Source organism: Paracoccus sp. (in: a-proteobacteria), from assembly GCF_030538655.1.
Lineage (GTDB): Bacteria > Pseudomonadota > Alphaproteobacteria > Rhodobacterales > Rhodobacteraceae > Paracoccus.
In genome coordinates, this window is the sequence record NZ_JAUNTO010000008.1 from 85,392 (window position 1) to 109,067 (window position 23,676).

General features: G+C 62.8%; 15 protein-coding genes. 2 read left to right on the top strand and 13 right to left on the bottom strand.

Translation table 11 applies throughout. The features are described from left to right. Positions 1–4: 4 nt before the first annotated feature. From Q4G22_RS07500 to glgB, 5 genes are read right to left on the bottom strand one after another with little or no spacing between them, the layout of a single operon-like run. Positions 5–1,918 (bottom strand): alpha-amylase family glycosyl hydrolase, encoded by a 1,914-nt coding sequence (locus Q4G22_RS07500; RefSeq protein WP_303385283.1) that lies wholly within the window; start codon positions 1,916–1,918, stop codon positions 5–7. Then, on the bottom strand, positions 1,915–4,008 hold the full coding sequence (glgX, locus tag Q4G22_RS07505) for a glycogen debranching protein GlgX (protein ID WP_303385284.1): 2,094 nt from the start codon (positions 4,006–4,008) through the stop codon (positions 1,915–1,917). The genes Q4G22_RS07500 and glgX overlap by 4 nt, the downstream gene beginning before the upstream one ends. Continuing rightward, positions 4,005–5,447, bottom strand: coding sequence for a glycogen synthase GlgA (gene glgA / locus Q4G22_RS07510; RefSeq protein ID WP_303385316.1), 1,443 nt, complete (start codon positions 5,445–5,447; stop codon positions 4,005–4,007). Before glgA ends, glgX begins: the two co-directional genes overlap by 4 nt. Next, positions 5,444–6,670, bottom strand: coding sequence for a glucose-1-phosphate adenylyltransferase (glgC, locus tag Q4G22_RS07515; RefSeq protein WP_303385317.1), 1,227 nt, complete (start codon positions 6,668–6,670; stop codon positions 5,444–5,446). The genes glgA and glgC overlap by 4 nt, the downstream gene beginning before the upstream one ends. A gap of 25 nt (positions 6,671–6,695) precedes the next feature. Then, on the bottom strand, positions 6,696–8,903 hold the full coding sequence (gene glgB, locus Q4G22_RS07520; RefSeq protein ID WP_303385285.1) for a 1,4-alpha-glucan branching protein GlgB: 2,208 nt from the start codon (positions 8,901–8,903) through the stop codon (positions 6,696–6,698). A gap of 110 nt (positions 8,904–9,013) precedes the next feature. Here glgB and Q4G22_RS07525 point away from each other — a divergent pair, with 110 nt between their 5' ends. Continuing rightward, positions 9,014–10,633: an alpha-glucosidase gene (locus Q4G22_RS07525; protein ID WP_303385286.1), complete on the top strand. Its 1,620-nt coding sequence runs from the start codon at positions 9,014–9,016 to the stop codon at positions 10,631–10,633. Here Q4G22_RS07525 and Q4G22_RS07530 read toward each other — a convergent pair. From Q4G22_RS07530 to Q4G22_RS07555, 6 genes are all read right to left on the bottom strand, one after another. Next, positions 10,606–11,412: a metallophosphoesterase gene (locus Q4G22_RS07530; protein WP_303385287.1), complete on the bottom strand. Its 807-nt coding sequence runs from the start codon at positions 11,410–11,412 to the stop codon at positions 10,606–10,608. The two genes, Q4G22_RS07525 and Q4G22_RS07530, sit on opposite strands and share 28 nt — an antisense overlap. Further along, a complete protein-coding gene (locus tag Q4G22_RS07535; RefSeq protein ID WP_303385288.1) occupies positions 11,409–12,338 on the bottom strand; it encodes a diacylglycerol kinase family protein in 930 nt (309 codons plus the stop codon). Before Q4G22_RS07535 ends, Q4G22_RS07530 begins: the two co-directional genes overlap by 4 nt. Before the next feature lie 53 nt (positions 12,339–12,391). Further along, positions 12,392–14,029, bottom strand: coding sequence for an exosortase E/protease, VPEID-CTERM system (gene xrtE, locus Q4G22_RS07540; RefSeq protein WP_303385289.1), 1,638 nt, complete (start codon positions 14,027–14,029; stop codon positions 12,392–12,394). A 74-nt stretch (positions 14,030–14,103) separates the two neighbouring features. Then, the gene (locus Q4G22_RS07545) at positions 14,104–14,307 is read right to left on the bottom strand and encodes a hypothetical protein (protein ID WP_303361008.1); all 204 of its coding nucleotides are present in this window, start codon (positions 14,305–14,307) and stop codon (positions 14,104–14,106) included. A gap of 150 nt (positions 14,308–14,457) precedes the next feature. Beyond that, positions 14,458–17,988 carry an SdrD B-like domain-containing protein gene (locus tag Q4G22_RS07550; protein WP_303385290.1) on the bottom strand — a complete coding sequence of 1,177 codons (3,531 nt, stop codon included), beginning with the start codon at positions 17,986–17,988 and terminating at the stop codon, positions 14,458–14,460. Positions 17,989–18,888: 900 nt separating this feature from the next. After that, on the bottom strand, positions 18,889–19,482 hold the full coding sequence (locus tag Q4G22_RS07555; RefSeq protein WP_303385291.1) for a glutathione S-transferase family protein: 594 nt from the start codon (positions 19,480–19,482) through the stop codon (positions 18,889–18,891). 63 nt (positions 19,483–19,545) lie between these two features. Between Q4G22_RS07555 and Q4G22_RS07560 the strand changes: the two genes are divergently transcribed. After that, the gene (locus Q4G22_RS07560) at positions 19,546–20,295 is read left to right on the top strand and encodes a YafY family protein (RefSeq protein ID WP_303385292.1); all 750 of its coding nucleotides are present in this window, start codon (positions 19,546–19,548) and stop codon (positions 20,293–20,295) included. Here Q4G22_RS07560 and Q4G22_RS07565 read toward each other — a convergent pair. Next, positions 20,286–21,044 (bottom strand): outer membrane protein, encoded by a 759-nt coding sequence (locus Q4G22_RS07565; RefSeq protein WP_303385293.1) that lies wholly within the window; start codon positions 21,042–21,044, stop codon positions 20,286–20,288. The two genes, Q4G22_RS07560 and Q4G22_RS07565, sit on opposite strands and share 10 nt — an antisense overlap. A gap of 133 nt (positions 21,045–21,177) precedes the next feature. Beyond that, positions 21,178–23,616 carry a DNA topoisomerase (ATP-hydrolyzing) subunit B gene (gyrB, locus tag Q4G22_RS07570; protein ID WP_303385294.1) on the bottom strand — a complete coding sequence of 813 codons (2,439 nt, stop codon included), beginning with the start codon at positions 23,614–23,616 and terminating at the stop codon, positions 21,178–21,180. Between the last annotated feature and the right edge of the window lie 60 nt (positions 23,617–23,676).

Genomic DNA, 23,676 nt, shown 5'->3' on the forward strand with positions numbered 1-23,676 from the left:
TGCTTCAGGTCATCCAAACGCGGCCATAAGGCGGCAGGGCAAGGTTGCCGCCGTGCAGCGTGACCACGGCATCGGACAGCAGATCCCGCATGTCCTGCACGCCATGATAGCGCAACCAGTGGCCGGGCACCTGTTGCCAGTTTTCGGTGAAATTGAAAAGACACAGAATAGTGCCGGTGGGGGAACGCCGCGCAAAGGCAAAGATCGCCGGGTTTCCGGCATCCAGCACATCGGTGGCGATGCCGCCGTGCAGGCCGGGCGTCGCGGCGCGGCGGGCCATGATGGCGCGGGTGCCATGCAGGATCTGGCCCTCGGGCGAATCGGGGTGCGCTTCGGCATGGGCCACACGGTCCCAATCCATCATGGGACGGTGAATCCAGCGGCTGTCATGGGCGTGGGCGGGCCTGTCCTGATAGCTGTGATCGTTCAGCAGCCCGATTTCGTCGCCCATATAGATCAGCGGAATTCCGCCCCATGCCGCGATCAGCGCGGTGCCCATCAGAATCCGGTTCACCGCCAGTTGCCGGTCGTGATCGTTCGCCGCCGTTTCCAGCCCCGCCAGCGAGGCAAAGCTGCCTGAAATCCGCTTGTCGCCGGTTTCGGGGTTCACCTGAAACAGCGCGCCGCTGGCAAAGGTGCCGGGAAAGCTGCCGTCATAGAAATTCGACAGGAAGCCGCGATGGCCGGGACCGGAAATTCCCAACGCGCCCGCATCCTCGTCGGTGATCGCCCAGCCGATGTCGTCGTGGCAGCGGATATAGTTGGCATAGGTGGCGTTGGTCAGCTGCGCGGGGAAATGCGTGCCCATAACATAGGTCATCAGCCGGGTGTCGCGGGTGGCCAGCGCGGCCCAATACTGCACCATCAGACTGTTGTGATAGGCAAGGTTGCCTTCGTGCCCGTCATGTTCGCCGCGGCCGAAATAGGTCAGCATCTCAGCCGGGCCGACGATGGCTTCCTCAAGATGGATGGTGGCACCGGCGGCGATGCGGGTGCAGGCGCGCAGGGCGCGCAGGATGACGTGAACCTCGGGCTGGCTCTGGCAGGTGGTGCCCATGCGTTTCCACATGAAGGCCACGGCGTCCAGGCGCAGCACATCGACACCCTTGTTCGCCAGATTCAGCATGATCTGCACGATTTCCAGAAAGACGCGCGGATTGGCCCAGTTCAGATCCCACTGATGTTCGTTGAAGGTGGTCCAGACCCATTTGCCGAAATCGGGGTAGTGGGTAAAGCTGCCCGGAGCGGTGTCGGGGAAAATCTCGATCAGCGTTTCTTCGTAGCGGCGCGGCAGAGTGTCGTCGTCGAACATCAGATACATGTCCTGATAGTCACGTTCGCCCGCTGCCGCGCGGCGCGCCCATTCGTGTTCCTTGGCGGTGTGGTTCAGCACCAGATCAATGCACAGCGACATGCCGCGTTCGCGCAGTGCGGTGGCCAGCTTGGTCAGGTCGGCCATACTGCCCAGATCGGGGTTGGTGCGGGTGTAATCCATCACCGAATAGCCGCCGTCGCTGTCGCCGGGGCGCGGCATCAGACAGGGCATCAGGTGCACATAGGTCACACCCAGCGATTGCAGGTAATCCAGCCGGGCGTGAATATCGGCGATCTTGCCCGCAAAGCGGTCGATATAGAACACATAGCCAACCATGCGCGGGCGCTGAAACCAGTCGGGTTCCAGATCACGCACCAGATCAAGCCGTTTCAGCGCAGGCGGCCGGGTGCGCCAGTTGTCGCGCAGCATCTGGTCCAGCTGGGCACAAAATTCGGCGAAATCAGCGCGCTGGCCATAGAGCCGTTCCAGCATCGGCCACAGATCGGGCGCGCTGCGGGCCATGCGCAGATCAAAGATGTCGGTGCCTTGCGATTTGGCCGGGACTGATGATGGTGGAACGGGGGCGTCGGATTGAACAGTCATTGATTACGAACCTCGGGATGCAGATGAAAGACCGCCACACTGTCGGCGGCGATGGATTCGGTGGTGCCTGCGGTGGCGGTGGCAAAGGCATCGGGGCGGGCGGTGTCCAGCGCGCGTTGCCAGCACAGGCCGGGCGGCGGGTCGGGCAGGCGCACCTGCGCGGTCTCGCCTGCGTTGAACACCAGAAACAACGCGCCTTCGCGGGCGGCATGGTCGGGCGTGCCCGAGGCCATGCGCTTTTCGACCGCCAGCAGGTGCAGGTCGGGGTCAGACCAGTCGGCGGTCTGCATGGGCGCACCGTCGGTGCGACGCCAGAACAGATCGGGCAGACCGTCCTGCGGGCGGGGCTGCGAATGCAGAAACCGGCGCTGCCGCAGGATCGGATGGGCGCGGCGAAAGGCGATCAGCCTGCGGCAAAAGGTCAAAAAGCCCCGGTCGGCCCGGCCCCAGTCCAGCCAGCCGATAGGGTTGTCCTGGCAATAGGCGTTGTTATTGCCCTGCTGCGAATTGCCCAGTTCATCCCCCGCCAGCATCATCGGTGTGCCCTGTGACAGCATCAGCGTGGCCAGCAGGTTACGCCGCCGCCGTTCGCGCCGGGCGGTCAGGGCGGGGTCGTGCGATGGCCCTTCGGTGCCCATGTTGTCCGACAGGTTGTGGTCGTGGCCGTCGCGGTTATCCTCGCCATTCGCCTGATTGTGTTTATGGGCGTAGCTGACCGTATCCATCAGCGTAAAGCCGTCATGGGCGGTGATGAAGTTCACCGAGGATGTCGCCAAACGCCCGCCATGATCGAACCGGGCGGCCGACCCGGCGATCCGCTTGGCCAGCTTGCCGATCTGCCCCGCATCACCGCGCCAGAACCCGCGGATCTGATCGCGGAAACGGTCGTTCCATTCGGCAAAGGGCGCGGGAAAGTTGCCCAGCTGATAACCGCCCTCGCCGATGTCCCACGGCTCGGCGATCAGTTTCACTTGCGCCAGCACCGGGTCCTGGCGGATCGCCTGAAAGAACGGCGCCTGTGCACTGAACGCGCCGCCCGTGCGCGCCAGCACCGGCGCCAGATCAAAGCGGAACCCGTCCACCCGCATCACCTGCACCCAATAGCGCAGCGAATCCATAACCATGCGCAGCACAAAGGGGTTGTCGAAATTCAGCACATTGCCGGTGCCGGCATCGTTGACATAGAACCGTCGATCTTCGGTCAGGCGGTAATAGCTGGCATTGTCCAGCCCGCGAAAGTTCAGCGTCGGGCCAAGCTGGTCGCCCTCGGCGGTGTGGTTATAGACGACATCCAGAATCACCTCGATCCCGGCGGCGTGAAAACGGGCGACCATCTGCTGGAATTCGGCGATGCTGTCGCCGCACAGATACCGGGGGTCGGGCGCAAAAAAGCCCATGGTCATATAGCCCCAGTAATTGCGCAGACCGCGTTCGGTCAGAAAGCGGTCGTTGATAAAGGCCTGCACCGGCAGCAGTTCGACGGCGGTGATGCCCAGCCGTGTCAGGTGATCCAGCACCGGTTCAGAGGCCATGGCCAGAAACGTGCCCGGATGGGCAATGTCGCTGCGCTGTGCGGTCATGCCTTTGACATGCGCCTCGTAGATGACGGTTTCCGACAGCGGGCGTGCGGGCGCGCGGTCGTCCCCCCAGGAAAAGGCCGGATCGGTGACGACACAGCGCGGCATAAAGGGCGCACTGTCGCGCGCATCAAAGCTGACATCGCCCAAAGGGTCGCCGGGGCGATAACCATACAGCGCGTCATTCCAGCGCGGATGCCCGGTCAGACGGCGGGCATAGGGATCAAGCAGCAGTTTGTTGGGGTTAAAGCGGTGGCCGTCTTCGGGGCGATAGGGGCCATGGACGCGATAGCCGTAATGCTGGCCGGGATGCAGCCCGGCGATATGGCCGTGCCAGATATGGCCTTCGCGTTCGGGCAGGTCGATGCGGGTTTCGTGGCCCTGCGCGTCGAACAGGCACAGTTCGATCCGGCTGGCATGTTCGGAAAACACCGCAAAGTTGACCCCGCCGCCATCAAAGCTGGCGCCAAGCGGGGCCGGATGGCCTGCGGTCAGAGGCAGCGCCGCGCTCATGCCGGGGTGCCGGTCAGCAGGTCGCGATAGATCGCCGCATAGGCGTGGGCCGACTGATCCCAGCCCACCGGCTGCGCCATGGCATTCGCCTGCATCTGTGCCCACAGGTCGGGCTGGCGATACAGCGCGCACAGATCGGTCAGCGCATTGCGCAGCGGTTGCGCGCCCACCGGGCTGAACTGGATGCCGGTTGCCACGCCCCGCGCCATCGCGGCGGGCGAGGCGTTGATGACCGTATCGGCCAGCCCGCCGGTCAGCGCCACCACCGGCAAGGTGCCATAGCGCAGCCCATACATCTGCGTCAGCCCACAGGGTTCAAAGCGCGAGGGGATCACGATGGCATCCCCCCCCGCCATCATCCGATGCGACAGCGCCTCGTCATAGCCGATGCGGATGGCGACATTCGGGTGATCGGCGGCAGCAGCGCGAAAAGCGTCTTGCAGCGATGCCTCGCCCGACCCCAGCAGCGCCAGCTGCCCGCCCTGTTCCAGCAGCGCGGGCAGCGCCTGAATCAGCAGGTCCAGCCCCTTTTGATGTGACATCCGGGATACGACGATGCACAGCGGCCCCGGCGCATCCTGGGGCAGGCCGAATTCGCGTTGCAGCAGCGTCTTGTTCGCGGCTTTGCCATGGGCGTCGGCATAGGGCTGAATCAGCGGGTCGGTGGCGGGGTTCCACACATCCGTGTCGATGCCGTTCAAAATACCGATCAGATCGGCCTGGCGGTGGCGGATCACGCCGTCCAGCCCCATGCCGAATTCCGGCGTCATCAGTTCGCGCGCATAGGCGGGTGATACGGTGGTGATCCGGTCCGCCCCCATCAGCCCGGCCTTGAGCGCCGAGACATGGCCGTAAAACTCATACGCGCCGGAATGATAGCGCGCCGGGTCCAGCCACAGCGCCGGGATGCGGCTGGCGTCCGCCGGGCCGGTAAAGGCGATGTTGTGGACCGTCATCACCACGCGCGTGTTGCCCCGGCCCAGATTGTGCAGATATTCGGGGATCAGCCCGGCCTGCCAGTCATGGCCGTGCAAGACATGGGGGCGCCAGCCATCGGCCAGCCCCTGCCGCGCGATCTGCGCCGCCACCCAGGACAGCGCGGCAAAGCGTTCGGGATTGTCCCACCAGTCGCGCCCGTCCGGGTCAAGATAGGGGTTGCCGCCCCGCGCAAACAGATGCGGCGCGTCCAGCACCAGCAGATCCAGCCCCGCCGCCGTGCCCGCCAGCACCCGGCCATGGCCGCCGAACAGGTGGTCAAAGGATGCTGCCACGGTCGTATCATCAAGCGCGTTCATCACATCGGGATAGCCGGGGATCAGCGTACGCATCTGCACCCCTTGCGCCCGCAGCGCATGGGGCAGGGCACCCACCACATCGGCTAGTCCGCCGGTTTTCACCAGCGGCGCGCATTCGGATGCGACCGACAGAACCCGGATCAGAGGCTGTTCGCCCGCCGGTCCAGCATGTCCTGCGTTATCAGGGTGACGCCCCCTTCGCTGACTCGGAACCATTTCGCATCCTCCTGCGCATCCTCGCCGACGATCAGACCTTCGGGAATGATGACACCCCGGTCGATGACCACCCGTTTCAGCCGGGCGCGGCGGTGGACCGTCACATAGGGCAGCACGACGGCGTGGTCCAGCACCGCATAGCTGTTGGTCTGCACCTGCGTAAACAGCAGCGAGTTGCGGATTTCCGTGCCCGAGACGATGCAGCCGCCCGATACCATCGACGACACCGCACTGCCACGCCGGTCGGCCTCGTCATGGATGAATTTGGCGGGCGGCACGCTTTCGGAATAGGTCCAGATCGGCCAGTCCCGATCCCACAGGTTCAGTTCCGGGACGAAATCGGTCAGGTCGATATTCGCCTGCCAAAAGGCATCGACGGTGCCCACGTCCTTCCAATAGGTCGGCGCGTCGGGGCTGCGCACGCAAGACGTGTCGAACCGATGCGCCATCGCCTTGCCGTGCCGCACGATCTGCGGGATCAGATCGTTGCCGAAATCATGGCTGGATTGCGAGTCATCGGCATCGCGGATCAGCAGATCGCGCAGGAACGCCCAGTTGAACACATAGATCCCCATCGAAGCCAGCGACATATCCGGGTTGTCCGGCATGGCGGGCGGATCGGCGGGCTTTTCCTGGAACGAGGTGATGCGCCCCGTATCATCCACGGCCATCACCCCAAAGGCCGATGCCTCGGCGCGCGGGACGGTCAGGCAACCGATGGTCACATCGGCACCGTTGTCCACATGCTCGCGCAGCATCTGGCTGTAATCCATCTTATAGATGTGATCGCCCGCCAGAATGACGACATAATCCACATCGTAACTGTCCACGATGTCGATGTTCTGCGCGACGGCATCGGCGGTGCCGCGATACCAGTGATCTTCGCTCATCCGTTGCGATGCGGGCAAGATGTCCAGAAATTCGTTGCGCTCGGCGCGGAAAAAGTTCCAGCCGCGTTGCAGGTGGCGGATCAGGCTGTGGGCCTTGTATTGCGTCGCCACGGCAATCTTGCGGATGCCGGAATTCATCGCGTTCGACAGGGCAAAGTCGATGATCCGGGTCTTGCCGCCGAAATAGACGGCGGGTTTGACGCGCCGGTCGGTCAGTTCGTGCAACCGGCTGCCCCGGCCCCCGGCCAGCACAAAGGCCATGGCGCGGCGTGTCAATTGGCGGCTGTCAGCCATGGCTTTCTCCCTGCGTTGCATCGGCGACAAAGATGACCACCGACAGCGGCGGCAAGGTGATTTCCAGCCGCGCGGGCTGGCCGTCGTGGCCGTCCCCGGTTGCCGTGACCCCACCCAGATTGCCGCGCCCGGCCCCGCCATAGATTGCCGCGTCGGTGTTCAGCGCCTCGCGCCAGAACCCGGCCTGTGGCACGCCGACGCGAAACGCCGGACGTTCCACCGGGGTAAAGTTGCACACGGCGACCACCGGCGGATCATCAGGCCCGCCGCGTCGGATAAAGGAAAACGTCGATTCATCGGCATTGGTGGCGATCCACTGGAACCCGGCGCCGTCGCAATCATGCAGATGCAGCGCCGGTTCGCCGCGATAGAGCGTGTTCAGATCGCGCACCAGCCGCTGCATCCCCTTGTGCAAGGGCTGGTCGGCGGCGTGCCAGTTCAACTCGCCATTGTGGTTCCATTCCTCGGGCTGGGCAAATTCGCAGCCCATGAACAACAGCTTTTTGCCCGGATGCGCCCACATAAAGCCGTAATAGGCGCGCAGATTGGCGAACTGATCCCATTCGCTGCCCGGCATCTTGCGCAGCATCGAGCCTTTGCCATGCACGACTTCATCATGGCTGATCGGCAGGATGAAGTTTTCCGAAAAGGCGTAGATCAGGCCAAAGGTCATCTGGTTGTGGTGATGCTTTCGATACACCGGATCGCGCTGCATATAGCGCAGCGTGTCGTTCATCCAGCCCATGTTCCACTTGTAACCGAACCCCAGCCCGCCCGCATCGACCGGGGCCGACACCTTGGGAAAGGACGTGCTTTCCTCGGCCACGGTCATGATGCCGGGGGTTTCGGCATAGGCGGCGATGTTCATGTTTTGCAGAAAGGCGATCGCCTCGTAATTCTCGCGCCCGCCGTCGCGGTTGGGCACCCACTGACCCTCGCTGCGGGAATAATCGCGATACAGCATCGAGGCCACCGCATCCACCCGCAGCCCGTCGATGTGATATTCCTCAAGCCAATACAGCGCATTGGCGATCAGGAAATTCTGCACCTCGGTCCGGCCATAGTTATAGATCAGGGTGTTCCAATCCTGATGAAACCCCTCTTTCGGGTCGGCATGTTCATACAGCGCGGTGCCGTCGAACCGCGCCAGCCCATGCGCATCGGTCGGGAAATGCCCCGGCACCCAGTCCAGCAGAACACCCAGACCGGCGCGATGCGCGGCATCGACCAGATCGCGGAATTCATGCGGCGGGCCGAACCGCACCGTCGGCGCATACAGCCCCACCGGCTGATAGCCCCATGACCCGTCAAAGGGAAATTCGCTGACCGGCAGCAATTCGATATGGGTAAAGCCCATGTCGCGGACATAGTTCACCAGATCATGCGCCAGTTCCTTGTAGGACAGCGGACGCCCGCCCTGATCCCATTTGCGCCGCCATGACCCCAGATGCACCTCGTAGATTGATACCGGCGCATTGCGCGCGTTGTGATCGGCGCGCGCGGCCATCCAGTCGCCATCATGCCAGCCATAGCCGGAAATATCCCGCACCACGCTGGCCTTTTCCGGCGGATGCTGCGCGCCGAAACCGACCGGATCGGCCTTTTGCAGCGGGTGGCCATCAATGTCGATGATCTCGTATTTATACAGCGTGCCGTCATGCAGGCCGGGAACAAAGATTTCCCACACGCCCGAGGCACCAAGCCGCCGCATCGGATGCCGCCGCCCGTCCCAGCGGTTAAAGTCGCCCACCAGCGACACCCGCCGCGCATTCGGTGCCCAGACCGCGAAATGCGTGCCCTGTGCGCCCTGATGGTCCATCACATGCGCGCCCAAGGCCCGCCACAATTGCCGGTGCGTGCCCTCGCCCAAAAGATACAGGTCGGTTTCGCCCAAGACCGGGCCAAAGCGATAGGGGTCGTCATAATCCTGCGACCGGCCATTGCCATAGGTGGCGCGCAGGCGATAATCGCCTGATGCCAGCGGCGCGGCGAACAGATCACCCGCGACACGGGCCAAGGCCACATCGCCCCTGCTGGTCAGTGCGGTCAGTTCGGCGGTGTCAGGCGACAGGGCGATCAGCCAGGTGGTGCCGCCATCGTCATGCAGGCCAAGCCGGGAAAACGGGTCAGGATGCAGCCCCGTATTCAAAAGGGCGATGTCATCCTGTGTCAGAAAAGACGGCATTTTCAGGTCTGCCATGATGTTGTCTCACCCCCCGGTCGAATCCTGCCCAACAGGTTAACGCTAACGCTTGCCCGTGCGCCCTGCCAGCGATAATCGTTGAAAATCGGCCGATAAAGGGGGCAAACATGCGGGAATGGTGGCGCGATGCGGTGATCTATCAGGTCTATCCGCGCAGTTATCAAGACAGTGACGGCGATGGCATCGGCGATCTGCGCGGCATTACGTCGCGGCTGGATCATATCGCCAGGCTGGGGGCGGATGCGATCTGGCTGTCACCGATCTTTACCTCGCCGATGGAGGATATGGGCTATGACGTGTCGAACTATACCGACATTGACCCTCTGTTCGGGACGCTGGCCGATTTCGATGCGCTGATCGCACGGGCGCATGATCTGGGGCTGAAGGTCATCATCGACCAGGTTATCAGCCATTCCAGCGACCAGCACCCGTGGTTCGATGAAAGCCGCACCAGCCGCGACAATCCCAAGGCTGACTGGTATGTCTGGGCCGACCCCAACCCCGATGGCACGCCGCCCAACAACTGGCTGTCGGTATTTGGCGGGCCGGGCTGGGAATGGGAACCGCGCCGCCAGCAATATTACATGCACAACTTTCTGATCTCGCAGCCGGATCTGAACATGCACAACCCCGAAGTGCAGGATGCGGTCACGGATGCGATGCGGTTCTGGCTGGAACGCGGGGTGGACGGCTTTCGGCTGGATACGGTGAACTATTACTTCCACGACCGCAGCCTGCGCGACAACCCGCCGCGGCAGCGCAAGGACAACAGCCCGATCAACCAGCCGTTTGATTTTCAGGATCATGTTCATTCCAAGAACCAGCCGGAAAACATTGCCTTTCTGGCCCGGCTGCGCGCGCTGACCGACGAATACGACGACCGTATGATGGTGGGCGAGGTCGGCGACGCGGGCGATACCGGCATCCGGCTGATGGCCGAATACACGGCGGGCGATCACATGCTGCACATGTGCTATTCGTTCGAGATGCTGGGGCCTGACTTTACCGCCGCCCATTTCCGCCGGGTGATCGAAGGCGTCCGTGCCGGTGCCCCCGACGGTCATTCCTGCTGGAGCTTTTCCAACCACGACGTGCCGCGCCATGTTACCCGTTGGGCGCAGCACGGCACCGGACGCGAGGCGCTGGCGCGGCAGACCGTGGCCATGCTGATGGCTTTTCCGGGCACCATCGGCATCTATCAGGGCGAGGAACTGGGCCAGCTTGAGACCGTGATGACCTATGACGAGCTGACCGACGCACAGGCGATCCGCTTTTGGCCCGAGGTCAAGGGGCGCGATGGCTGCCGCACGCCGATGGTCTGGGATGCAGGCCAGCCGAATGCGGGCTTTTCCACGGGCAAGCCATGGCTGCCGGTGAAACCGCCGCAGGCCGAACAGGCGGTGGCGCAGCAGGGGGCGGATGGGGTGCTGGCGGCTTATCGCGACACCATCGCCTTTCGTCGCAGCCAGCCCTGTCTGCGGCAGGGCGACATTGCCTTTATCGACCTGCCCGAACCTGTGCTGGCGTTCCATCGCAGCCTGAACGGCCAGATCGTGACCTGCCTGTTCAACCTGTCACCTGCGCCGGTTTCCCTGACGGTGGCGGGGGCTGTGACGGCGATTGGTCCCGGCCTGGGCGATGTCGTGGACGGGCAGATCAGCCTGCCGGGCAGCGGATTTCTGTTCCTGCAATCGCAGGGTCAGCCGCCAAAGGTGGCGATGGCCTGATCCCGGCGCCACAGCCCGCCACGGCGATCAAAGCACTCGATGACGGTTTCGGTAAACCGGGCCGGGCCGGTCATCGGGCTGATGCGGCGCGTGATGGTCAGGCGCTCGCCCTTTAGATCAAGGATGGCGAATTCGTTCTGCCGGTCGCCGGGGCGGTCGCACAGCGCCGTGCCAGCCTGAACTTGCAGCAGGGGCCGCCCGGCAAAGGCTGCTGCCTGCCAGATATGCAGATGCCCGCTGATCGCGATCTGCGCACCCGCCCGTTCAAGCGCGGCAAGCATCTGGGCCGCGCCGTGGGCCAGTTGCTTGTCCACTTGCGGCAGTTGTTCCAGCGGATGATGCAGCACGACGATATTCGTCAGATCAGGCGACAGCGCCGCGATGGCCCGTTCACACGCCGCCACTGTAACCTGCCCGCGCTGCCATGCCAGCGGATCGACCGAGTTCACGCCGATTGCCCGCACCCGACCTGCATCGCACAGCGGCGACAGATCGCCGCCCATATAGCGCCGCCAGTTGCGATAGGGCCGCGCCAGCCGCGAGATCAGCCGATACAGCGGCACATCATGGTTGCCCGGCACCACGATCAGCGGCGCGGCCAGTCGATCCAGAAACCGCCGTGCCTGTTCAAACTGCGCGCTGCGGCCGCGATGGGTCACATCGCCCGCCACTACGATCAGATCAGGTTGCGCCTCATTCACCTGTGCCAGCAGCGCGGGCACCAGATCGACGCGGTGCATTCCGAAATGCAGATCAGACAGCAGAACCAGACGTGTCATGCCTGATCCTGTGACGTTGTGGGCAGCAAAACGGTCAGCGCGTCGCGGTGAACGCTCAGGCGGAAGGGGCCGGTCATACGGCTCTTTTCGCCGTCATGCGCCACCAACTGCCGGGCGGGGCGCGTTTCGATGGTCATCTGGTCGGTCACGATCAGGTCAAAATCGCTGCCGCGCGCCGATTGCCCGAATGCCAGCCGCAGCGCCGCGCCGATCAGTGGCCAGGGGCGACTGGCGCGGGCGATCATCAGCGCGAATTTGCCCGCCTGAATCTGGTCGCCGCCGTCCAGATCAAACTGCTCCATTTGCAGGCGGTTGTTGGCGACAAAGGCCAGTGCGGTGGTAAAGACACGCCCGCCAACGGTCAGACGCATCGGGCGGCGCAGGTTGCGCAGCGATACGATCACCGACCAATAAGCCGCGATGCGGCTGCGGCCCCAGCGACGATAGATGTCCTCGCGCCGTTTCAGAATGTCGGGATAGGCCCCGAAACTGACATTGTTCAGAAATATCTGCCCGTTGATCTCGCCGACATGGATGCGGCTGGCGCGCCCGCTAAGCAGCGTTTCCAGCGCCTGCTCGGGTGTCTCGCCCACGCCCAGATCGCGGGCGAAATAGTTGAAGGTGCCGCCGGGGATCACCCCCATCACCACATCGCGGCCTGACAGTTCGCCCGCGATGGCCGCCTGCGTGCCGTCACCGCCCGCAGCCACAATCAGCGTAAACCCGTCGCTGACCGCCTGCCGTGCCAGCCGGGGCAGATCATCCCCGCGCGCGGTGCGGATCAGCGCAAATTCGGCCACGCGCGGGGCCAGTTCGCGTTCCAGCAAGGTCGAGATTTCATCGCCGGATTGCTTGCCGGACCCGGCGTTCAGGATCACGCAGGCCCGCGCGCGGGACAGGTCGAACGGGGCCGTCGGGTCGGACATGGATCACCAGAGACAAAGGGGCGGGGGCATATCAATCACCCCCTGCCAACACCTCAGATGATCGCAAGGTTCCCGGTTGCGGCTGCGACGGCAAAGACGATCAGATTCGCCACCGCATGGGCCAGAATAGCATCCGCAATCCGCCCGCTGCGGCGCGTGATCCAGGAAAAGGCCAGACCGGCGATCAGCGCCTCGACCCAGCGATCATGCAGGGCGGCGAACAGACCGGCGGTTATCAGCGCTGCCACCAGCACCCGCCACAGCGGCGCAGGCTGATCGGGCGCGGCGCCACGGATGCGGCTTTCCAGATAATCGCGGAAGAACAGTTCTTCGACCAGTGGCACCAGAACCACCGTGCCAATGCCCCGGAACAGATACCACAGCACCAGCGCCCCGCCAGTCAACGCGCCATAGGGCGCCACGTCGGACGGTTCGACCGGGATCAGCGCCCAGCCGATGCCGACCGCCGCCCCCACCGTCAGCGCCAGCGGCGATACGCGCCAGTTGATGCTGCGGATAAAGGGCCAGAACAGCGCCACGGCAGCCGCCAGCAACAGGACGCGAACCGGATAAAACATGGCGGGCGACTGCGTGATGGCGGGCACGACCACGGCGGTCAGCATGAACACGGCAAAGGGCAGGATGCGCGCGGCCTGCGGGTCCTGACGCAGCGGCGGCGGGGCGACGAATTGCCGGGGGACCGCATTGGCCGCGACCGTGCCGTAATCCTTGCGCAGCCACGGGATATTGCGGGCAACGGCGATGATCCCCAAGGCGATCAGCGTGAACATGATCCAGCCGGCGTGGCTGTGAAAGCCACCGGCGGCCAGTTCGGGCTGACCCTCTAACCCGATCATCATCAGCACGGCGATCCGCACCACGTTCAGAATCGCGCTGGCCAGAATGCCCAGCGGATACAGGATCAGTGCATGGGGAAAGCGGATTTCGGCGCGGAACAGCCACAGGTAAAGCGTGACGAACAGCGTGACCAGCGCGATGCCTTCGACCCCCGAGCAGACGGGCGCGATGGAAATGGCAAAGTTTTCGCCCCACAGAATCTTGGTTTCCGGCTCTGGCGTGATCGGATAGCCGAACCCGCCAACGATGGCCACCACCGCGCGGAAGGTGATGTCGGCCACCGTATCCAACTGCCAGATCGGTTGCAGTTTCATCGCAAGGGGCGGTGTCAGCATCCCCGCGATCAGCGCCACAGGCAGCGCAGGCCCGGCCTGCCGCAGAAAGCGGCCCCAGCGGACGGCGGGCGCCAGATACAGCGCCAGCCCGGCCAGCATCAACGCCATGCCGCCGATCCAAAAGGCGAAAGAGGGCAGCACCATCGACCGCGCCTCGGCGGTTTCGCGCAGGAACAGCACGGGCACAAAGGTCAGCGCAAAGCCAACCGCGTTCAGCGCCAGCGGGCGCAGGTCTCGACCCGGATCGGACAGCAAATCGGTAAACAGGTCACGGCGCAGCAGCGCGAACAGGCCAAGTGCGGCGGCGGCGCAGTAAATCCCGGCTAACGCCCGGCTGGCCCCGCCACAGGCCGCGGCGGGCCAGTAATCGAGACAGTAAAAATTGATGCCATGTTTGAACACCAGCCCGATGGCCAGCAGTTGCATGGCCAGCAGCGCGGCGGCAAAGATCAGCGGCCGGATGCGGGGGCGCGGATTGGTCTGTGCGGTCGCAAACATGGTAAACCCTTCCTCTTTATGGCGGCAGGCCCGCCTTGCGGGCGGACCTGCCAATGTTTCAGACCTCAATGAGATCAGGCCGCGCGGCGGCGGCGTTCCCAGGTCAGCAGCACGACGGCGGCCAGAGCGGCGATTGCCGCAGTGCCTTCCAGCGCGCTGATTTCCGGCACCAGCGTCGGGTCGCAGCCCGGACCAGTGCAGCCACCGGCCGCCTGAGCGGTCGAGGCGATCATCGAGGAGAGAGCGGCGGCAACGCCACCAAATGCGAACTTCTTCATGCTACATAGCTCCGTAACAACGAACGAGCGTCCAGGAGTCTCGTTCACACACGACACAAGATCACCGGACAGTGATCTTGATCCCGATCCATGGACAACCGGGATGTCAACGCGGGGCCAGTCAGGCCCGGTCCCGCGATTTCGCTTTACTCAGCACAGGCAATCCAGCGCGAGATCATTCCAATTCACACCGATGATGAACGGTTGTTCGTGGTTGCCGTTGGCTCCGGTCGGTTCCAGGATCAGGCCGATGATGTCGCCTTCGCCCGGTTCGAACCCGTTGCCCTGCGCCATGGCCAGGTCATAGATTTCCTGCGCATTGGCCGTGGTGCCGTAGTTATAATCCGGCTGCACGAACACGATGCCGTCTGTCAGACCCCAGATGGCGCCCTGAATTTCGGCCTCGGTATAAGTGGTGTTGGTGCCATCGCCATTATCGCGCGAGCCGAAGTCCTGGTTCAGGATCCAGTTCACCTTGTCCAGATTCTGCGGCAGCGGGATTTGTGTGTTGCTGGGCAACGAGTCCTCATCGGCCAGATAGATATTGACCGGCAGGTTGGTGTTCAGCGGCAGGTTGTCATAGGCCGACACACAATAGGCGATGTCGAAGGACTTGCCGTCCAGACGGGCATCGCCGGTGCCGGTGACGGTGGCGGTGTAGAAGGCACCGTCAAACGACCTGTCCAGCGTCACGCGCAGCACGCCACTGTCGGGCAGGCTGGCCTTGATGCTTTCCAGCGTGTTGGTGACGCCGCACCATTTCATGTCAACCGCCGCGCTGGCGGTGCCGCCCATGCCGTCGCTGATGGAATAGCCATAGCTGACGGTGGTGCTGGTGCCGACGATCTGGTCCTCGTAGGCGGTGCCCGAGGCGTCGAACACAAGCTGGCCGCTGGTCAGGGTGACGCGAACGCCATCCGACAGGGTCAGCGTCTGGCCATCGGCAATTGCCCGGCCCGCCACATGGGTGATGCTCAGCGCATCGCCGTCCGCGTCGGTGTCATTGGCCAGCACGTCCACGGTCACGGCCTTGTCGGCGCAGGTGTGGGCGCTGTCGTTGTTGGCAACCGGGGCACGGTTGTCACGCACCAGACCGGCATCGACGGTCAGGTTGGTTTCACCAATCGCCAGCGAGATGGTGCCGGTGCGGCCAGTGGCCTGAGCGGCGTCACTGTCGATGGCGTCGTTGCTGCCAGCGTTCGCGGTGGTGAAGCTGTAACCATCGGGGCGGGCAAAACCGACCTGATAATCGCCCGCCAGCAGGCCGGTGAACAGGTATTTGCCGTTCGCGTCGGTGGTGGTGGTCGCCACAACGGCGCCGGTCGCGGCGTCATACAGAGTCACGGTCACACCGGCGCGGCCGGTGTCGCCATTGTCCTGAATGCCGTTGCGGTTGCTGTCCACCCAGACGTAATCACCCAGCGATGCGGTGCCCGGATCTTTGTAGCCGGCGTCCACATCGGTCACGTTATCGCCGACATTGACGGTGTAGCTGCCGGTGCGGCCGGTGGTCTGGCTGGCATCGCTGTCAACGGTGTCGTCGTTGCCGACGTCCTGCTGGGTCAGCACACGACCGTTCGCCGTGGTCGGGAACTGAACCGAATAGTTGCCCGCATCCAGATTGGTGAAGCGATACGATCCATCCGCCGCAGTAGTGGTGGTGGCGATCACAACGCCAGCGGCGTTCAGCAGCTGCACGGTCTGACCGGCAATTCCCGGTTCGTTGTTGTCGATGCCGTCACGGTTGGCGTCAACAAAGGCGCGGCCTTCCAGCGATGCGGTGCCCGGATCCTTGTAACCGGCGTCCACGTCTTTGACGTTCTGGCCGATATTTACGGTATAGCTGCCGGTCCGCCCGGTCGAGGGGTTGGCGTCGCTGTCGATGGTGTCGTTGTTACCCACGTCCTGCGCGGTCAGCACACGGCCATCGGCATCGGTCGGGAAGACCACGGTATAGGTGCCCGCGTCCAGCCCGTCGAATTTGTAGGAACCATCGGCACCAGTGGTGGTCACGGCAACGACATTGCCGTTTGCATCCAGCAGTTGCACGGTCTGGCCCGGAATGCCCGGCTCGTTATTGTCCAGCCCGTCCTTGTTGCTGTCCAGGAAGGCGCGGCCTTCCAGCGAGGCGGTGCCGGGGTCTTTCAGACCGGCATCGACATTGCTGGTGGTTTCGCCCGCGACGACGGCATAAGCGTCGGTGCGGCCGGTCACAACGTTGGCGTCGCTGTCGATGGTGTCGTCATCGCCGACGTTCTGGTGGGTCAGCACGCGGCCATTGACCGAGGTCGGGAACACGACGGTATAGTTCCCCGGCTGAAGGTTGCCGAACAGGTAGGAACCATCGGCCCCGGTGGTGGTGGTGGCGACCAGATTACCGTTTGCATCCAGCAGCTGCACGGTCACGCCCTGAACACCAGGTTCGCTGTTGTCCAGACCATCCTTGTTCTGGTCGATGAACACACGACCTTCCAGCGCGCCGACGCTTGGGCCACTGGGGCACAGGGTCAGCTTGTCGATCTTGGCGTATTCACAATACTTGCCTTCGGCGCTCAGCTTGATGACATCGCCGGGTTTCAGGTTAAGATTCTCGATCGTCACCTCGTTCCAGCGGTTGTTGTCTTTGTTAAGGCTGACCGTCTGAACCAGTTTGTTGTTGACATAGACCCGGATCGAACCGCTGCCCGCCGTGTCGGTATAGCGCATGGTCATGTCGAATTCGCCTGCCGGACCCTTGTAGGTCGTATAGGCATAGCCGCTATAGCCGGTCAGGCCGATGACCTTGCCTTCCGACGCGCCCGAAACCGAGCCGACGCGCATGTTACACAGCGTCATGGATTCCGCTTCGATCACCTGACAGGCGGGGGTGCCTTCGTCCACGTCCTTGACGCAAACGGTCAGTTCTTTGTTCTGGACGCCGCCCTTGCCGTCGTCCACGGCCACGATCACCTTATAGGTGTTGGTGCCAGCCTTGGAACCGGGGGTTTCATAATCCGGCGCTTTCACAAAGCTCAGTTCGCCGGTTTTGGCGTCGATCACGAACGAACCGGCATCGGTGCCGCCGATGATCTTGAAGGTCAGCTTGTCGCCATCGGCGTCGGTGGCGTTCAGCTTGATGACCAGCGTGTTGTTTTCATCAATGCAGAACACGCCGTCCTTGGGGACGTTGGTAAAGGTCGGCGGGGTGTTCGGCGGGGCCGACGAACCGGCGCCCAGGCAATTATAGTTGACCCATGAACCGGAAACCGCACAGGTCTGCACAACCGACAGACTGACACCAGCCGGAGGGGTAGCACCGTAGAAGGTGAAATAGCCGTTGCCCGCGCCGGGGGAATCGTGGCCCTCGACGATGATGTCGATCAGGTAATAGGTCTTGCCGTCCGAACCCTTCAGCACGTGGTATTTGTCGGCATACATCTTGCCGCCGGTCCCGGTGCCGTTGATCGTGGCGTCCTGACCCGTGCGGTCGGTCGATTGTGTTTTCCCGGTCCACCAGTTCTTGGAACCGCCGCTCAGCGCGCCGTCATTGTCCTTGGTGGACATGGTGACGGTTGCCGATTTCGGCATGACGAAGGTGTCGCCCAGGCCAAAGTCAGAGCCGTTCTTGCCGTTGGCCAACAGGTCGGCTTCGGTGAAAGCTGTCCATGTATAGGTTTTTGTCGTGCTATAGTAATATGTCACTGTTGTCCCTCCTGAGTATCGGACTGCCTGTTGCCGTAAGGCAAAAGTAAACCACCCCACCGGAATGACCGGCGAGCAATGTTGAACTACAGAAGAAGCGGGCCATCCCCGGACCGCCGCACCCGGCAACGGGGTGCGGCAGAGCCTTTGTCAGATCCCTGTTCCACCGGGATTCAACCTAACCTAACGGCAGTTAAAGTTCATGTGAAAATTTAATAATTTTGGTTCAGTTTTCCCTCTTGTCAGGGGGGTGCTCTGCCGAGGGTGCATAAAGTCCGCACATTTCCACAACTTGAGATGGTATAGCCGCTTAATATTTTCTGTAGACCGGCGCCAATCCGCCGAAAGTATCTGCATGGGGTGATTCGCGCGTCTTCCGACAGGCGCTGTGTGGGTTAAAAATTTGTATTTTTGGTTCAGATTTAAATTAATATGATTTAAAATCAGCAATATGACGGGATATGCCGTTGCGGTGCGGTATCGGCATCGAGGCGATGTTACGGTAGCTCTGCACCGCTTTGGGTTTTAAATGAGCGATTCGTCGGAGATGTGCATCGGCGGGCTTTTGCTCGTCTTAGGGTGTTTTATTACCGCTATCCTTATTTTTGAAACTTAGTTTAGTTTTTCATTCATGCCGTGATCGCCTGTGCGGCCATACAATCTGCCCTGCGATGAATTCTGGCAGCGGGACATAACCCCGCCGACTGCTGCTGAGATGCCATCAATGTGTCGGGATGACTGGCGCAACGATCGTGAACCGACGGCGGGGCTGAAAGCTGCGCCGCAGGATAGGGTGCGCATCAGCCGCATGAAATGGGGTGTGGGTCGGCCCAAAGCCGACCCTGACAATAGCTATGCTGGTGGGAATGGCATGACCTATCAAAAGGTAGGTTTTGGCGCTCAATGCCCCTCGATTGTGCGCATCAACCGCACGGCGTCGCGATCCTGACAGCGTGCGGCCCAGGCCCGCACCGCTGGCGTTGCGGGCAGTTGATCGCCAAACCACGCGAACAGTTCCGCGCATAACAGATCGGCGGCGCTGTAATCATCGCCCAGCAGATAGGGCTGGTGCGTCAGAACTTCGTTCAGTCGGGCAAGGGCGGTGTCGTAATCGCGCAGGCTGTTCGTGATGGCGGGATGATTCACCTTTGCCCACATCAGGATTGTGACGGGTTCGAACACCCCCTGATACCAGACCAGCCACGACAGATAGGCCCCGCGCTGCGGGTGCCCGACCGGACGCCCCAGCGGGCTGTCAAAGCGTTCGGTCAGATACAGGATGATCGCCGCGCGTTCGCGCACATGGTCGGTGCCGTCGGTCAGATAGGGCACCTTGCCTTCCGGGTGCGGGTTGGCAGCGTCGCGCTGGCCCGAGCCATCCTGCCGCGGGATCGTCACCTGTTCGATCCGCACCTGATCGGTGACGGCCATTTCATGCAGCAATTGCACGACCGAGGTCGAGCGGCTGGCGGGGGCGTGATAGAGGGTCAGCATGTCTTGCTCCTTCCGGTGTGATGAGCATGATCTACGCTATGGCCCCTGACAGAAGGTGACAGCATGGCCCGATCTGACCGGCTGATGCGGCTGATGGATCGTCTGCGGCGCTTGCCTGCCCCGGTCACGGCGGCGCGGCTGGCCAGCGAAACCGGGGTTTCGCCGCGGCAATTGTATCGCGACATCGCCACGTTGCGCGCGGGTGGGGCGCTGATCGACGGCGAAGCCGGTGTCGGCTACACCCTGACCGAAGACCCGGCGCTGCCGCCGCAATCCTTTTCCCGGCTGGAAATCGAGGCGCTGCGTCTGGCGGTCGAGGCACTGCCCGCCATCGGCGATCCCGACCTGATCGAAGCGGCCCATACCGCCCTGTCGCGCATGATCGCAACGCTGCCCGAACGGCAGGCGCAACAGGCGATGCACGCAATCATGAAAACCTTTGTCCCGCTGCCCGCGCGCGATCCGCCGCAGGTGCCGCTGGCGCTGATCCGTCAGGCGTGCTGGGATGAGCAGGCGCTGATGATTGACTATTGCGATGTGCAGGGCGCGCGAACGCAGCGGGTGATCTGGCCGCTGGCGCTGTCCTATTCCGAGCGGGCGCTGATGTTGTTGGCGCATTGCCGATTGCGGGATGATTTCCGCACCTTTCATGTCAACCGCATCGCCGATACCCACATGACCGGTGACAGTTTCCGCCCCCGGCGGGTGGCCTTGCTGCGCGATTACATCATCACCCGGCGCGACATGAAAAAGCCGGGGCGCGCAGATGGCGGCCCCGGCCCGGTTTCATGCAATCAACCAGGTCAGAACTGATAGTTCAGACCGATTTTGATCAGGTGATGTTCCGGCGTGGCAACGGTCTGAACGCCCGAGTCACTGCCTTCGCTGGCCGGGAAGAACACGTCGGTCTTGCCAAAGTTATAATAGTTCCACTCGCCAAACAGGGACAGACGGTCATTGATCTTACGCTCGACACCGGCACCGATGACATAGCGGGTGGCATCGTAATCAACCGACAGCGCGCCTTCGCCCGTGCCCTGGGTATAGGTAAAGTCGCCATAGGCGATACCGGCCAGACCATAGACCAGCGTTTGTTCGTTCACCAGCGAGCCGCCTTTGAACTTTAGCGAGATGATGTGGTTCACCTCGGACTTGCCGCCATCGGTAAAGGTGCTGCCGCCTGCGACGGCTTCGTAATCGTCTTCGACCTTGCCGAAATCAACGCTCAGCTCTGGGCCGTAAACCCAATTGTTACGCTGCCAGCGATAGCCAAGCGCCAAGGATGCCGCCGGACCTTTGACATCCAGACTGTGCCCCGAAGGCGTCACCGAACCAGCCGCAACACCGCCCGTGACGTTTTCCATGCCCACGCGGTCATCGCCGTTGAAGGCATAGCCCAAGGCACCGCCGACATAGGCGCCGGCCCACAGCGGCGCGGCCACCTGTTCAGACGGGGCGATGACGATCGGCGCCTGGACCACGGGCGGGGTATAGCCGCCAGCCAGCGCGGCGGCGGGCAGGGCAGCGGTGGCAAAGGCGGCAAGGCGCAGATTGCGGATCATTACAAGGCTCCATCCAAGAGATAACACGGATTTGCCCCTGCCTTAACGTCAGGCTGCCTATCGCGCAAACATCCCGTTACCGCATCCGTCGAAAAGAACCGGCGCGCGGCAGGAAAACCACATAATGTCTGGTTCAGATATCCAGATTTTCAACGGACAGTGCGTTTTGCTGAATGAATTCGCGCCGGGGTTCGACGACATCGCCCATCAGTTTGCTGAACAGATCCTCGGCCTCGGCCACGTCCTCGATCTTGACTTGCAGCATGGTGCGCGCCGCAGGGTCCAACGTGGTTTCCCAAAGCTGATCGGGGTTCATTTCGCCCAACCCCTTGTAGCGTTGCAGCGACAGACCCTTTTCACCCTCGAGGAAGATGGCCTGCAACAGCCCCAACGGGCCAAAGATGGGAACCTCGCGATCCTTGCGGATCAGCCGGGCGGGCTGGCCGTAAATTTCTTGTAAGGTAGCGGTCAGATCGGCCAGACGGCGGCTTTCGGCGCTGCGCAGCATCTGGCCATCCAGATTGCGGGTTTCCTCGACCCCGCGCAAGAACCGCGACAGGCGAATACCCGCGTCTTGCGTCGGCCGCCCGGTCCAGCCGCGTTCGTATTCTTCGGCCACAAGGTCCAGCCGCGCGGCGATGGCGTCGGCCACGCCTTGCGCATCGGCGTCGATCCGGCCCGGCACCAAGGCACCCGCAATCGCCGCCTGTTCTGTGATATGGGGCGGGTAATGCGTCGGATAGGCGCGCAGCAGGCGGCGGGCCAGACGCGCTTCGTCCACCACGCGGGCCAGATCGGCACCGGAGATTTCCTCGCCCGAGCCAAGCCGCAGGATCGCACCGTCGATCCCCTGCTGAATCAGGTAATCATCCAGCGCGGCCTCGTTCTTCAGATAAACCTCGGACCGGCCACGGCCCACCTTATACAGCGGCGGCTGCGCGATATAGAGATGGCCTGCCTCGATCAGTTCCGGCATCTGGCGGAAGAAGAAGGTCAGCAGCAGGGTGCGGATATGCGCGCCGTCCACGTCGGCATCGGTCATGATGACGATCTTGTGGTAACGCAGCTTGTCCAGATTGAATTCGTCGCGGCCAATGCCGGTGCCAAGCGCGGTGATCAGCGTGCCGATCTGATCCGAGGACAGCATCCGGTCGAACCGCGCCCGCTCCACATTCAGGATTTTCCCGCGCAGAGGCAGAACGGCCTGATTTTTCCGGTCGCGTCCCTGTTTGGCCGACCCGCCTGCCGAGTCACCCTCGACGATGAACAGTTCCGCCAGCGCGGGGTCTTTTTCCTGACAATCGGCCAGCTTGCCCGGCAGGCTGGCGACATCCATCGCCGTCTTGCGCCGGGTCAATTCACGGGCCTTGCGTGCCGCCTCGCGCGCCAGCGCAGCTTCAACGATCTTGCCGACGATGGCCTTGGCCGGGCCGGGGTTTTCCTCGAACCATTCGGCCAGCTTTTCGCCGGTCAGGTTTTCCACCGCCGGACGCACCTCGGACGAGACCAGCTTGTCCTTGGTCTGGCTGGAAAATTTAGGGTCGGGAACCTTGACCGACAGCACGCAGGTCAGCCCCTCGCGCGCGTCATCGCCGGTGAAATCGACCTTTTCCTTTTTGGCGATACCGCTGGACTGGGCATAGTTGTTGATGACGCGGGTCAGCGCGGCGCGGAAACCGGCCAAATGGGTGCCGCCGTCGCGCTGCGGGATGTTGTTGGTGAACGGCAGCACGGTTTCATGATAGCTGTCGTTCCACCACATCGCCACCTCGACCCCGATGCCGCCGCGCTCGCCAGAAATGAAGATCGGCTGGTCCAGAACCGGGGTCTTGCTGCGGTCAAGGAATTTCACGAATTCGCGCACGCCGCCTTCGTAGAACAATTCGCTGCGCAGCATTTCGGCGTGGCGTTCGTCTTCCAGAATGATGCGCACGCCGCTGTTCAGAAAGGCCAGTTCGCGCAGGCGGTTTTCCAGCGTCTTGAAGCTGTAATCGAGGTTGGAAAAGGTGCCATCGCCGCCATCCGCCTTGGATGAGGCCAGAAAGCGCACCTCGGTGCCCTTTTCGCCGGGGGCGGCATCGCCGACCACGCGCAGATGTTCGACGGTCTCGCCATGGGCGAATTTGGCGTAATGTTCTTTGCCATTGCGCCAGACGCGTAGTTCCAGCCAGTCGGACAACGCGTTCACCACCGACACGCCAACCCCGTGCAACCCGCCCGAGACCTTGTAGCTGTTGGAATCGAATTTCCCGCCGGCGTGCAACTGGGTCATGATGACTTCGGCGGCGGAAACGCCCTCGGTGGGATGCATATCCACCGGGATGCCGCGCCCGTTGTCGCGGACGCTGACCGAACTGTCGGCGTGGATTTTGACGTGAACATAGTCGGCATGACCGGCCAGCGCCTCGTCGATGCCGTTGTCCACGACCTCGTAAACCATATGATGCAGGCCAGACCCGTCATCGGTATCGCCGATATACATGCCAGGCCGTTTGCGGACGGCCTCTAACCCCTTGAGGACTTTGATGGAATCGGCGCCATATTCGGTGGACTGCGGGGCGGCTTCGGTCATGCGTTTCTTATCCTGCCTTAGACCCGCATCTTATAGGGGCAAGGCGGGGGAATGTCACGG